This is a genomic window from Streptomyces sp. NPDC015127 (genome assembly GCF_043080095.1).
Lineage (GTDB): Bacteria > Actinomycetota > Actinomycetes > Streptomycetales > Streptomycetaceae > Streptomyces.
The window spans coordinates 95,155-107,903 of the sequence record NZ_JBIBVE010000011.1 but is presented as its reverse complement, the minus strand read 5'-3'; the positions used below and the strand labels follow the sequence as shown (position 1 = coordinate 107,903).

Below are 12,749 nucleotides of genomic sequence, written 5' to 3'. Positions count from 1 at the left end.
TGTCGTGGTCCGACGAGTAGTCGTCCTTCTTCTCGTCGTCCTTGTCCTCGTCGTCAGCCATTACACGGGCCAGCGCACCGCCACCGGTGTGCACGCCGCCGTTCGGCTTGTCGTGGTCCTTCTTGTCGTCGTCCTTGTCGTAGTCGTCCTTCTTCTCGTCGTCCTTCTTGTCGTGGTCCGACGAGTAGTCGTCCTTCTTGTCGTAGTCGTCCTTCTTCTCGTCGTCCTTCTTGTCGTGGTCCGACGAGTAGTCGTCCTTCTTGTCGCTGTCCGACGAGTAGGAGTCGTCCTTGCTCCAGTCGTCGGCCATGGCCACCGCGAAAGTGGGGCCGGAGACGGCGAGGGCCGCCGTAGCGACCGCCGAGGCGAGCAGGATGCGGGCAGAGCGCATGGTGAGCCTTTCCTTTCGCCGCGACTGCGAGGCCCGACACGTCATCGGCTCATCTGATCGCAGTGGCGACGTGATTCACCGTCAGCCAATTCGCGAAGTCCCACCACTGGAGAGCCTGGCATCCGGGCGACACCATGGGCCCGATGAGTGACCCTCGGCCGGATATTCACCCGAGGGACTGCACGCCACGCCGAGGGCAGGTTTGACCGCCGTCACAGCGAAAATGTGGGGCACTCGCCCTCGCCCCGCCACGCGCGACCAGGGCTTCCCTCACCTCGCGCGCCGCCCCAACACGTCCACCGCGGCGACCACCCGGTCCCAGAACCTGTCGGCGTCCAGACCGACCGCGACCTGCGCGTTCACGGGCCGGCCGGTGTACCGGTGCAGGTCCACCACCGTCGCCCCACGGGTGTACCGCCCGCACAGCTCGACGGCCACATGCGCGTCCACGCATCGCACGGCCTCGGGGTCGATGACGCGGGCCACGGCGACGGGGTCGTGCACCGGCGGCGCGGGGAAGCCCCACAGCCGCCGGTACGTGGACGCGAAGTAGGTGAGCAACTCGACGCAGATTCGTGCGAGTTCGGTGTCGAGTGCCCCCAGGCGGGCCAGCACGTCGGGGGTGGCGAGGGCCTGGTGGGTCACGTTGAGCCCGCACATGGTGACCGGTACGCCGCTGGTGAGGACGATGTCCGCGGCCTCGGGGTCCACGTGGACGTTGAACTCGGCGGCGGGGGTCCGGTTGCCGCGCTCCGTGGAGCCGCCCATGAACACGATCTCCCGGATGTGGGCGGCGACGTCCGGGTACCGGGTGAGCAGCAGCGCCACATTGGTCAGCGGACCGGTGGGAACGAGCGTGACCGGCTCCGGATACTCGGTCAGGATGCGGTGCATCAGCTCCACGGCGTGCTCAGGGACGACGTCCACGGAGGGGGCGGGGAACCGGGGTCCGTCGAGTCCGGACTCGCCGTGCACGTCGTCCGCGACCGTCAGGGGCTGCACCAGGGGCCGGGCGCAGCCGGCCGCGAGCGGGACACCCGTGATGCCGGCGACGGTGCACACCCTGCGGGCGTTGAGCGTGGTCTTCTCGACGGTCTGGTTACCTGCGACGGTGGTGATCGCGAGCAGGTCGACCGCCGGGTCGGCCGCGGCGAGCATGAGGGCGACGGCGTCGTCGTGCCCGGGGTCGCAGTCGATGATGAGGGGGACGGGCACGGCTCTCCTCGGCTCGCGGGGGCGTGGACGCCCTCAGTCTCCTCCCCCTGTGCGCCCCTCCCGGTCCTTCCCGGCCGCGTCGTGGGCGTGGCCGCCCCGGAGGGGTGGAAGAGCACTTCCATGCGGCACCGCCGAACGGTCCGGACCTGATGTATCGCTGTTCCGGCGAAGAGAGCCCATTCGGCCGACGTCTTTCCCCTCATCATCCGATCCGCACCTGGCCGCCTAGGCCTATCGGCCGACAGAACGGGCCGGGCAGATCACCCACTTGTAGCGTCGCATTCGCGGGCGCCGGACGGCGCCGCATCGATGCCTGCCACCTTTCGCAGAGGCGGGCGGACAACCGGAAGGGCAACGGGCTGATGCTCAGTGAGACGATGTCGAAGGTGATCGCGGGAACGATTCCCGTCGCGGCCGCCCTTGCCCTTTCCATATCCGTTTGGGCACCCTCTCCGAATTCCGCCGGGCGTCCGGCGTCGGCATCCCCTCCCGTTCCGGCATCGGCGCCGGCCCACGCTCCCGCAGCCTCCCGCGGGGGAACCACCGTGCAACGGCTCAAGGGGGAGCTCATCGAATGCGCCTCCAGGAAACCCCGGCTCGCCCGGGCCCTGACCCGGGACATAGCCCGCTCTTTGGCCGGCCGCGCCAGCTGGGCCTCGCTCGTGCTGTACGACCGGACCACGCGCACGTCCTGCACGTACCGCGCCGATGAACACTACGACTCGGCGAGCATCGTCAAGCCGATCGTCCTGGGCGCACTGCTTCACGTCAGAGACGGGGACCTGTCCGAAGAGGAGCAGGATCTTGCCAGGAGAATGATCGAGAATTCGGACAACGAATCGACCTACGTGTTGTGGGACATCGTCGGCCCCGAAAATATCCGGTGTTTTCTGGACGATGCCGGAATGACGAACACCAGAATCGACGAATACGGTTACATGGGCCTGACGCAGGTCACCGCCCGGGACCAGGCCACTCTGCTCGAAATGCTCACGGGCGAGGACGATGCGGTCCTGGATGCGGAAGAGCGCGCCTACATCCTCGGACTCATGCACGATGTGCAGGCGGATCAGCGCTGGGGAGCGCCCGCCGGAGCCCCCGCGGACGCCTCCGTCCAGGTCAAGAACGGATGGCTTCAGCGTTCCGACGCGAACCTCGAGGACCCCTGGGACCGCGGGGACTGGAAGGTCAACAGCATGAGCGCGCTCACCGGACGGGCCTACGACTACGGCCTGGTGGTTCTCACAGAGAACAACCGGGTTCCCGGGGACGGGCATCCGGATGCGGGGTGGGCCTACGGCATGGACACGATCGAGGGGGTGGCGAAGTCCATCCACCGGAACCTGTACCCCGGCCGGTGAGGCAGGGGGCGCCCCGGCGTCGCGGCCGGCGGCTAGACGTGGGTGAACCGCCGAGGGCGTTGGAGCTCCACGCTCCGCGCCCTGGCGTTTCGGCCCCCGCCCGCAGAGACGGCGATGGCCCTTCCTCCACGTCCCTGGCCTTTCCGGCGGAAGTGGAAGAGCATTCCTCTGAAGGGGGATCCCGCCCTTCATGCCACGTGCCGTCGGGCACCGGACAGGTAAGGGGCGGCACGCGACATGCCCCTGCGTCAGGCTCACCATCGGTGCCTGACGCAGGGCCGGTGAGCTGCCCGACCCGGTCGGGCTACGATCGATCGCCGCGGACGCGCCGAGATGGGAGAGAGCCACCGTGTTCTACTACGTGCTCAAGTACGTCCTTCTGGGGCCGCTGCTGCGGCTGTTGTTCCGCCCCAGGATCGAGGGACTGGAGCACATCCCCGCCGAGGGCGCGGCGATCGTCGCAGGGAACCATCTGTCGTTCTCCGACCACTTCCTGATGCCGGCGATCCTCAAGCGGCGCATCACCTTCCTGGCCAAGGCCGAGTACTTCACCGGGCCCGGTCTCAAGGGGCGGCTGACCGCCGCGTTCTTCCGCAGCGCCGGTCAGATCCCGGTGGACCGCTCCGGCAAGGAGGCCGGACAGGCCGCCATCCGCGAGGGGCTCGGGGTGCTGGACAAGGGCGAGTTGCTCGGCATCTACCCGGAAGGCACCCGCTCGCACGACGGCAGGCTCTACAAGGGCAAGGTCGGCGTCGCCGTGATGGCGCTCAAGGCCGGTGTGCCGGTGGTGCCGTGCGCGATGGTGGGCACGTTCGAGATCCAGCCGCCGGGCCAGGTGCTGCCGAAGATCAAGCGGGTCACGGTCAGGTTCGGTGAGCCGCTGGACTTCTCGCGCTACGCGGGCATGGAGAACCAGAAGGCCGCGATCCGCGCGGTCACGGACGAGATCATGTACGCCATCCTCGAACTGTCCGGCCAGGAGTACGTGGACCGGTACGCGGCCGAGGTCAAGGCGGAGCAGCAGGAGCTGGAACAGCAGCAGCGGCCGAAGCGGTTCCCGCCGCGGCGCAACCGCTAGGCGCTGGGCGAGGGCCGGGCGATGCACGACAGGAGGGGGCGGCCGGTTTCCGGCCGCCCCCTCCCGTTCGTCCGTGTCCTTACGGTTTCGGCGTGGCGTGCGGCTCACACGTCACGTCGCGGCTGTCCAGCTCTCCGCTGAGCAGGTAGGCGTCGACACGGTTGTTGACGCACGGGTTGGCCAGGCCGGTCACCCCGTGGGACCCCGCGTCCTTCTCGACGATCAGGCGCGAGCCCTTGAACCGCTGGTGCAGTTCGACGGCACCTCCGTAAGGGGTTGCGGCGTCGCGGGTGGCCTGCACGATGAGCACGGGCGGCAGGCCCTTGCGGGTGCGTACCTCCACGGGGGTCTGCTGCTGGGTGGACCAGGTGGCGCACGGCAGGTTCATCCAGGCGTTGGCCCACGTCATGAAGGGGTGGTCCTGGTGCAGGCGGGTGTTGTCGCGGTCCCACTTCTTCCAGCTGGTGGGCCACTTGGCGTCCGCGCACTCGACGGCGGTGTAGACCGCGTTGCCGTTCTCGGAGCGGATGTTGCCCGCGGTGTCCGACAGGTCGGGTGCGGCGGCGTCGACCAGTGCCTGGGTGTCACCGGCCAGGTACGCGCTCCAGGTCCGGGCGACGGGCACCCAGGAGGAGTCGTAGTACGGCGCGCTCTGGAAGAAACCGATGAGTTCGGCCGGGCCGACGACCCCGCCGATCGGGTTCTCCTTCGCGGTGGCCCGCAGCTTCACCCACTGGGCCTCGACCTTCTCGGGGGTGTCGCCGATGTGGAAGGTGGCGTCATTCTTCGCGACCCATGTCTTCCAGTCGTCCCAGCGCATCTGGAAGGCGACGTCCTGGTCCAGGTTCGCCTGGTACCAGATCTTCTCCCGGGACGGGTTGACGACGCTGTCGACGACCATCCGGCGCACATGGCCCGGGAACAGCGTCGCGTACACCGCGCCGAGGTAGGTGCCGTAGGAGACACCCAGGAAGTTGAGCTTCTCCTCACCGAGTGCGGCCCGGATGACGTCCAGGTCCCGTGCGGTGTTCGGCGTGGTCATGTGCGGCAGGATCCAGCCGCTGCGCTCGGCGCAGCCGTCCGCGTACTCGGCGGCGAGCTTGCGCTGGGCGAGCTTGTCGGCCTCGCTGTCGGGCACCGGGTCGAGCTTGGGCGCCTTGACGAACTCCTGGGGATCCACGCAGGAGATGGGCGTGGAGTGACCGACGCCGCGCGGGTCGAAGCCGACGAAGTCGTACGCCTTCGCGGTCTTGGCCCACAGCGGGTTCTTACCGGTGACGCGGGCCGGGAAGCGCATGCCGGAGGCGCCGGGACCACCCGGGTTGTAGAGGAGGGCGCCCTGGCGCTCGTCCTTGGTGCCGGTGTTGCCGATGCGGTCGACGGCCAGCTTGATCTGCTTGCCGTGGGGCCGGCGGTAGTCGAGGGGAACGCTCACCCATCCGCACCGGATGGGCTTGGCGAGCCCCCAGTCCTCGGGGCAGTCCGCCCAGTCGATTCCCCGCTTCGCCGCCCGCTCCGCGGCGATCTGCGTGCCGCGGGCCTCGGACCAGCCGTGGTCACGGTGGTCGGCGTTCGCCGCCGGTGCCGCGATGGCGCCGGCTATGAGCGTGCCCGCGATCAGAGTGCCGGCCGAGCCGAGCACTGCTGTGCGTCTCACGTGGAGACCTCCCCCTGCTTCTGTTGTCGTAGGACTCCGGGAGATCCTTTCGTCAACAGGCCAGCGGGGAACAGCCCGTGCAGGCGTTCTTTACCGAACCAATGACCGGTGCGCGGGATCCGCTCAGCGGTGCGGGTCCGGAGCGGCCACGGCCAGAGCGTCGTCGAGCAGGCGGCGCAGTTCGCGCGCGTCGGTGGCAACGGCGGTGACCAGAACGGCGGGTCCGGCCAGCGGGGCGAGGGCGGCGGTGGGGCCGAGCAGCAGCGGTTCGAGTGGTTTCTCCTCGTATGCCGGGTCGACGACGAGGAGTTGGCCGACAGCCCGGTGCCCGGCGAGTACGGCCGGGCCGTCCCAGCCGCCCGGCGCGCCGGGCCCGCAGGCGAGTTCCGTGTCGAGGAGGGGGCGTCCGGCGCGGTGCACGGTGAGGCGGGTCACGAGCGTGCCCGGATCCTCGCCGTGGCGGCCGAGGATCTGCTCCTCGCGCAGCACCAGCCGTGCGGTGGGGGCCAGTTCGACGCGGGTACGCAGGTGCAGGAGGCTGCCCCGGGCCGCGACGAGCTGCTCGGGCAGCCAGTGCAGTACGGCGCCCTCCCCCGCCTTGAGGATCACGTCGTAGCGAGCGTGCTCGGCGGTCGGTCCGGGCAGTGCGATGGTCGCGGCGGCGGAGTTCACGGTGAGCCGTGCGCCCTCGCACACCTCGGCCTCCACGGCGAGCCGGTCACCGCCGAGCGGCGCGCTCATCGCGCCGACGAGGGTGACCTTGCTGCCCGCGCCCGTGGCGCGGGTGCGACGCAGGGCGAGGGGCCCGTCGCCGACCAGGACGGGCAGGCCGGTCCGGTCGGCGACGATGCGGGCCGTGGCCTCGATGCTCATCCGGCGCGCTCAGGCGGTCCAGGCGGCGAGCTGCGCACGCACCCAGTCGGCGACCGGGCGGACGCCGTCGGCCGCGCGCAACGACGTGAAGGCGACGGGCAGTTCGCCGCGCTGCTCCTTGGCGTCGCGCGCCATGCGCTCGAGGTCGGAGCCGACGTACGGCGCGAGGTCGGTCTTGTTGACGACGAGCAGGTCGGCGGTGGTGACCCCGGGGCCGCCCTTGCGCGGGATGTCGTCGCCGCCGGCGACGTCGATCACGAAGATCTGGGCGTCGACGAGTCCCTTGGAGAAGGTGGCGGTGAGGTTGTCGCCACCGGACTCGACGAGCACGAGGTCCAGCGGGCCGACGGTGTCCTCCAGGTCCTCCACCGCTTCGAGGTTGGCGGAGATGTCGTCGCGGATCGCGGTGTGCGGGCAGGCGCCGGTCTCGACGGCCTGGATGCGCTCGGGCGGCAGCACGGCGTTGCGCAGCAGGAACTCCGCGTCCTCGCGGGTGTAGATGTCGTTGGTGACGACCGCGAGGGAAATCTGGTCGCGCAGGGCGGTGCAGAGCGCGGCGACGGTGGCGGTCTTGCCGGAGCCGACCGGCCCGCCGAGCCCGATCCGCAGGGCCCGCCGTGCGCCGTCGGGGCGCACGGCGTCGGCGCCGACGGCGGATGCGGCGGCCTCGTCATGGCTGTGGTCGAGATGCATGGGATGCGGCTCCTTGGTGCGGGCGTCTAGGACGCGAAGAGACGTACGGGCCAGGCCGCGTGCTGCTCGGCGGTGATGTCGAGCAGCGGGGCGGACGCGGCGGGAAGGGCGTCCACTCCTTCGCGGGCGGCCCCGGTGGCGTGTTCGGCGACCTCGTCCATCTCGGGGGCGAGCCGGGCGATCACGGCCGTGGCCTGGAAGGGGTCGAGGCTGAGCAGCCGTACGGCGGCGGTCGCCGGACCGCTGACGGTCTCGTAGACGACGCAGTGCGCGGCGTCGTACGGCCCGAGACCTGCCGCGCGGGCGGCCGTGCCGAGCACGATGGGCTGGTGCGTTCCCCGGGGGAACCCTGCGGCCAGCGCGCCGAGTTCGGGGCCCGGCCAGGCGGCGCGCGCGGCACGCATCATCTGCCGTCCCAGCTTGCGGGCGGCGGCGCGCAGGGCCGGCGAGGGCGTACGGGCGTCGGCGGCGCGGTCGAGGTCGACGGGGTCGTGGCCGAGGGCGGCAGCGGCGGCGAGTGCGGCCGAGGTGAGGCCGGTGGTGTGCAGCCGCCCGCGGCAGAAGTCGGCGAGCCCGTCGGCGTCCCGTATCCGCCCGGCCCGCACGGCCGCCTCGGCCCCGCCGGAGTGCGCGTGCCCTCCGGCGGGAAACCGCCCGTCGGCGAGCACGAGCAACGCGGCGCGGCTCATTCGACACCGGCCGGGGTGGGGCGTGCCGACCCGTCGGCCCGGAAGCCCTCGGCCGCCGGGCCACGGTCATCGGGCCACGCCGTCGCGGCCGACCGCCACCCGCGGCGGAGGCCGGCCGCACACGGCGGGCCACCGGCATCCGGCCACGCTGTCGCGGGCCGACCCGGCAACCCGTGTGCGGGACGCAGGCGCGACGCACGGTCAGCAGCAGCGCATGTCCGCGCGGCCGCAAGTGGCCGCGCGGCGCCGCGCAGGCGTGGGCGTCGCCCCGGTGTGGGGGCGGGGCGGAGGCCCGCGGGGGGCGGTGGTGGGTTTCGGGGGCGCATCAGAAGAGGAAGTAACGCTGGGCCATGGGCAGTTCCACCGCGGGCGCCGGCTCGACCGGCTCGCCGTCGATCGTCACCGTGAACGTGTCCGCGTCGACCTCCACCCGCGGCAGCGCATCGTTCTCCCGCATGTCCGCCTTCGTGACCCGCCGCGTGCTCGTGATCGGGACGAACTTCTTCGCCACGCCCAGCCGTCCGGGCAGGTCGTCCTCGATCGCCGCCCGGGCCACGAAGTTGAACGACCCGTGCGCCGCCGCGCGCCCCAGCGCGCCGAACATCGGCCGCGGCATGACCGGCTGCGGCGTCGGGATGGAGGCGTTGGCGTCGCCCATCTGCGCGTACGCGATCTGCCCGCCCTTGATGACGACTTGGGGCTTCACACCGAAGAACGCCGGTTCCCACAGCACCAGGTCCGCCAGTTTCCCCGTCTCGACCGAGCCGATCTCGTGAGCGAGTCCCTGCGCGACCGCGGGGTTGATCGTGTATTTGGCGACATAGCGACGTACTCGGTGGTTGTCGGCGCGTCCGTCGCCCGGCAGTGCGCCGCGCCGCTTCTTCATCACATGCGCGGTCTGCCAGGTCCGCATCACTACCTCGCCGATGCGGCCCATGGCCTGCGAGTCGGAGGAGATGATCGAGATGGCGCCCAGGTCGTGCAGGACGTCCTCGGCCGCGATGGTGGAGGGCCGGATACGGGACTCGGCGAAGGCGAGATCCTCGGGCACGGTCGGGTTGAGGTGGTGGCAGACCATCAGCATGTCGAGGTGTTCCTCGATGGTGTTGACGGTGTGGGGCCTGGTCGGGTTCGTGGAGCTCGGCAGCACGTGCGGCTCGGACACCACGGTGATGATGTCGGGAGCGTGGCCGCCGCCCGCTCCTTCCGTGTGGTACGCATGGATCGTGCGGCCCGCGATGGCGGCGAGCGTGTCGCCGACGAATCCGGCCTCGTTCAAGGTGTCGGTGTGGATGGCGAGTTGGGCGCCGGTCTCGTCGCATACGCTCAGGCAGGCGTCGATGACGGCCGGAGTGGCGCCCCAGTCCTCGTGGATCTTGAACCCGAGCGCCCCGCCGCGCAGCTGGGAGTGCATGGCCTCGCGCGACATCGTGTTGCCCTTGCCGAGCAGGCCGATGTTGACGGGGTACGTGTCCAGCGCCTCGAACATCCGGGCGAGGTGCCAGGGCCCGGGGGTGATGGTGGTGGCCTTGGTGCCCTCGGCCGGTCCGGTGCCGCCGCCGACGAGGGTCGTCACGCCCGTGGCGAGGGCCTGGTCGACGAGGGTCGGCGAGATGAAGTGGACGTGGGCGTCGACCGCCCCGGCGGTCACGATCTTCCCGTTGCCCGAAATGATCTCGGTCTCGGGCCCGATGACGAGGTCGGGGTGGACGCCGTCCATGGTGTCGGGGTTGCCGGCCTTGCCGAAGCCGGTGATACGCCCGTCCCGGATGCCGATGTCCGCCTTGACGATGCCCCAGTGGTCGATGACGACAGCGCCGGTGACGACGGTGTCGGGGGCCCCGTCGGCCCGCGTCGCACGGGACTGGCCCATCGACTCCCGGATCACCTTGCCGCCGCCGAAGACGGCCTCGTCACCCGCTCGGCCGGGCCCGCCGGAGCGGTCGTCCTCGATCTCGACCAGCAGATCGGTGTCGGCGAGCCGGATGCGGTCGCCGGTGGTGGGCCCGTAGAGGTCCGCGTACGCCGCGCGGTCGAGCTCAGCCATCGAGGTGACCTCCGGTCTCTCCGCGCAGTCCGGCGACGATGCGACGGCCGGCCAGCGGGACGAGTTCGACGTCGACGGGGATGCCCGGCTCGAACCGTACGGCGGTGCCGGCCGCGATCGCGAGCCGCTTGCCGCGGGCGGCCGCCCGGTCGAACCCGAGGCCCGGGTTGGCCTCGGCGAAGTGGTAGTGGGAGCCGACCTGGACGGGCCGGTCGGCGGTGTTGACGACGGTGAGGCGGGTGGTCTCGCGGCCCTCGTGGAGAGGGACGGGCTCGTCGGCGAAGAGGATCTCTCCGGGAATCATCGGCGTCCTCCCCCCTCAGACGATCGGGTCGTGGACGGTGACGAGCTTGGTGCCGTCCGGGAAGGTGGCCTCGACCTGGACGTCGTGGATCATCTCGGGGACGCCTTCCATGACGTCGGCGCGGGTGAGCACCTTGCGTCCCGATGCCATGAGCTCACCGACGGTGCGTCCGTCGCGGGCGCCTTCGAGGATGTGCGAGGTGATGAGGGCGACGGATTCGGGGTGGTTCAGCTTCACCCCGCGCGCCCTGCGCTTCTCGGCCACGTCGGCGGCCACGTGGATGAGAAGTCGTTCCTGCTCGTGCGGGGAGAGTTGCACGCGTCCACCTCACTGTCGTCCGGCCCGGGGGCGTGTGGACCCTAGCCCAGGTCAACACTGCGTTGACCTGCACACGGGCATCTCACGACCAGGGGTTGAACGTTAGGACGCAAGTTTTTCCTGCGCGTTAACTGATCTTGGGATCCTGCATGGACATCAGGGCGCGCAGCCCGTCCTCCAGGATGTCGGGGCGCACATCGCCGAAGAGCGCCTGCTGGGCGATGAAGCCCTGGGCGGTCGCGATGAGCGTGCGGGCGATGTGGTCGGCGTCCACGTCCGACTCCATCTGACCCGCCGCACGGTACGCGTGCACGAGCTCCGCCCAGGCCAGACGCATACCGTCGTAACCCTGAGCGAGGGTGGCGGCCAGCATCTCGTTGCGCAGCGTCTCCGTCCACACCTGCACGACGAGCCGGGCGAAGGATCTGGCGTCACCGCCGGGCACCTCGTCGACCAGCAGCTTGCGCAGCACCCGCCCGAGCAGCACGTCGGGCGTGGGCGGCGGAGTCGTACGGGCGGCTTCGGTGAAGGCGGCGCGGATGCCGGTGAACGCCTCGTCGGCGATGGCCTCGATCAGCTCCTCCTTGCTGCGGAAGTAGCGGTAGACCGCGCCTGCCGAGAGGCCCGACTCGCGCAGAATGTCCTGCATCGACGTGGCGTGGAAGCCGTTGCGGGCGAAGCAGCGGGCGGCGCCGTCGAGGATCTGCCGCCGGCGTGCATCGAGGTGTTCCTGGGATACGCGTGCCATGCGCCAAAACTAAAACGAACGTTCCTTCTTGACAAGCAGGCACCACCGGGCGGAAAGTGGGCGCAGGAACAAAAACGAACGATCCTTCTCTTTAGTTGGAGTCGTCATGACCCCTACGCCCACCCGCCGCATGGTCGCGGTGATGACCCTGGTCCCGGTCGTGGTCGCGCTGGCCCTGTGGGCCTTCGCCTGGCCCGCAGCACGCACGGCGCCGCGTGACGTTCCTGTCGGTGTCGCCGGTCCCCCGGCCGTGGCGGAGGGCATCGAGCAGCGCTTCGAGCAGCGCGAGGGCGCGTTCGCGGTGCACCGCTACGACGACGAGGCGGCCGCCCGGGCCGCAGTCGAGGACCGGGTCGTATACGGAGCGGTCGTCGCGTCCGCCGAGGGGCCCAAGCTGCTGACCGCGCCCGCGGCGAGCCCGGTCGTGGCGCAGATGCTCAAGGAGGCCGTGACCGCGTCGGCGCCGGACGGAGCGCCGGTCCAGGTGGAGGACGTGGTCCCGCTGCCGTCCGGCGATCCGCGCGGCAGCGCCCTCGCGGCGAGCGTGCTGCCCTTGGCGCTGGCCGGGGTCGCGGCCGGAGCGCTGGTCACCGTGCTCGGACTGCGTGGACTGCGGGGCGCCGTCGCGCTGACGGGCGCGGCGCTGCTGGTCGGCATGACCGCGGCCGCGATCGCCCACAGCTGGCTGGGGGTCATGGACGGCAACTGGTGGGCGGAGGCGGGGACGCTGGGCCTGACGGTGCTGGCCGTCGGCGCGCCCGTCGCCGGGCTCGCGGCGCTGCTGGGGATGCCGGGCGTCGGCCTGGGGGCGCTGCTGATGATCCTGCTCGGCAACCCGTTCTCGGGTGCTGCGAGCGCGCCCGAACTGCTGCCGGAGCCGGCGGGCGCGCTCGGCCAGTGGCTGCCACCGGGCGCGGGGGCGTGGCTGCTGCGCTCGGTGGCGTACTTCGACGGGCACGCGATCGGGTCGGCCCTGCTGACGCTGTCGCTCTGGGCGGGCCTGGGCCTCCTCGCGCTCCTCACCGGCACCCACCTCCGCCGCACGCCGGCCCCGACGGCCTAACCCCCGAACCGGCCGCGTGCCCCCGCTGTAGCGGACGGGGACACGCGGCCTGCTTACGCGTCGGGGCGTCGGGGGCGCCCCGGCCCGTCCGGCGCTCGGGTCCGCGGCGTCGCGCCGCAGGCCGCAACATGGTGACGCCCCGGGATTCCAGGCCCCGACGCGGGGGCTCAGGCAGGCGCGATGCGCTGCGGACTGGCGGCCGCGCCCGGGAGGACACCGCCACTTGAATCAACCCAGCGCCACCTGAATCAAACCCAGCCCGTTCGGCGCTTGAGGACGCACCCGGCGCGCCCTGCGGCCGCGGCGCCGTGG

The 12,749-nt window shown here is 71.2% G+C and carries 12 protein-coding genes and 1 pseudogene; 3 read left to right on the top strand and 10 right to left on the bottom strand.

The annotated features are described in order from the left end of the window. Both ACF08N_RS22140 and ACF08N_RS22135 read right to left on the bottom strand, forming a co-directional pair. Window positions 1-391, bottom strand: a pseudogene (locus tag ACF08N_RS22140) (hypothetical protein); the annotation flags it as partial. Window positions 392-661: 270 nt separating this feature from the next. Further along, on the bottom strand, window positions 662-1,606 hold the full coding sequence (locus ACF08N_RS22135; protein WP_392326371.1) for a nucleoside hydrolase: 945 nt from the start codon (window positions 1,604-1,606) through the stop codon (window positions 662-664). A gap of 545 nt (window positions 1,607-2,151) precedes the next feature. On the opposite strand from ACF08N_RS22135, the gene ACF08N_RS22130 reads away from it, so the two are divergent. Continuing rightward, a complete protein-coding gene (locus tag ACF08N_RS22130) occupies window positions 2,152-2,967 on the top strand; it encodes a serine hydrolase (protein WP_392326370.1) in 816 nt (271 codons plus the stop codon). Window positions 2,968-3,316: 349 nt separating this feature from the next. Further along, window positions 3,317-4,045: a lysophospholipid acyltransferase family protein gene (locus ACF08N_RS22125; protein WP_392326369.1), complete on the top strand. Its 729-nt coding sequence runs from the start codon at window positions 3,317-3,319 to the stop codon at window positions 4,043-4,045. 79 nt (window positions 4,046-4,124) lie between these two features. Here the strand turns inward: ACF08N_RS22125 and ACF08N_RS22120 are convergent, their stop codons facing one another. The 8 genes from ACF08N_RS22120 to ACF08N_RS22085 form a co-directional block, all read right to left on the bottom strand. After that, the gene (locus tag ACF08N_RS22120) at window positions 4,125-5,702 is read right to left on the bottom strand and encodes an alpha/beta hydrolase (RefSeq protein ID WP_392326368.1); all 1,578 of its coding nucleotides are present in this window, start codon (window positions 5,700-5,702) and stop codon (window positions 4,125-4,127) included. Window positions 5,703-5,825: 123 nt separating this feature from the next. Beyond that, window positions 5,826-6,575 (bottom strand): urease accessory protein UreD, encoded by a 750-nt coding sequence (locus ACF08N_RS22115; RefSeq protein WP_392326367.1) that lies wholly within the window; start codon window positions 6,573-6,575, stop codon window positions 5,826-5,828. Between the two features lie 9 nt (window positions 6,576-6,584). Continuing rightward, on the bottom strand, window positions 6,585-7,268 hold the full coding sequence (gene ureG, locus ACF08N_RS22110; protein WP_392326366.1) for an urease accessory protein UreG: 684 nt from the start codon (window positions 7,266-7,268) through the stop codon (window positions 6,585-6,587). Window positions 7,269-7,294: 26 nt separating this feature from the next. Then, complete coding sequence (locus tag ACF08N_RS22105) at window positions 7,295-7,957, bottom strand: urease accessory protein UreF (protein WP_392326365.1); 663 nt, start codon at window positions 7,955-7,957, stop codon at window positions 7,295-7,297. A gap of 325 nt (window positions 7,958-8,282) precedes the next feature. Continuing rightward, on the bottom strand, window positions 8,283-10,004 hold the full coding sequence (locus ACF08N_RS22100) for an urease subunit alpha (protein ID WP_392326364.1): 1,722 nt from the start codon (window positions 10,002-10,004) through the stop codon (window positions 8,283-8,285). Continuing rightward, on the bottom strand, window positions 9,997-10,308 hold the full coding sequence (locus ACF08N_RS22095) for an urease subunit beta (protein WP_392326363.1): 312 nt from the start codon (window positions 10,306-10,308) through the stop codon (window positions 9,997-9,999). Before ACF08N_RS22095 ends, ACF08N_RS22100 begins: the two co-directional genes overlap by 8 nt. Window positions 10,309-10,323: 15 nt before the next feature. Then, complete coding sequence (locus ACF08N_RS22090) at window positions 10,324-10,626, bottom strand: urease subunit gamma (RefSeq protein ID WP_177152975.1); 303 nt, start codon at window positions 10,624-10,626, stop codon at window positions 10,324-10,326. A gap of 127 nt (window positions 10,627-10,753) precedes the next feature. Then, the gene (locus ACF08N_RS22085; RefSeq protein ID WP_392326362.1) at window positions 10,754-11,374 is read right to left on the bottom strand and encodes a TetR/AcrR family transcriptional regulator; all 621 of its coding nucleotides are present in this window, start codon (window positions 11,372-11,374) and stop codon (window positions 10,754-10,756) included. A gap of 106 nt (window positions 11,375-11,480) precedes the next feature. Here ACF08N_RS22085 and ACF08N_RS22080 point away from each other — a divergent pair, with 106 nt between their 5' ends. Then, window positions 11,481-12,437, top strand: coding sequence for an ABC transporter permease (locus ACF08N_RS22080; RefSeq protein ID WP_392326361.1), 957 nt, complete (start codon window positions 11,481-11,483; stop codon window positions 12,435-12,437). Window positions 12,438-12,749: the final 312 nt, after the last annotated feature.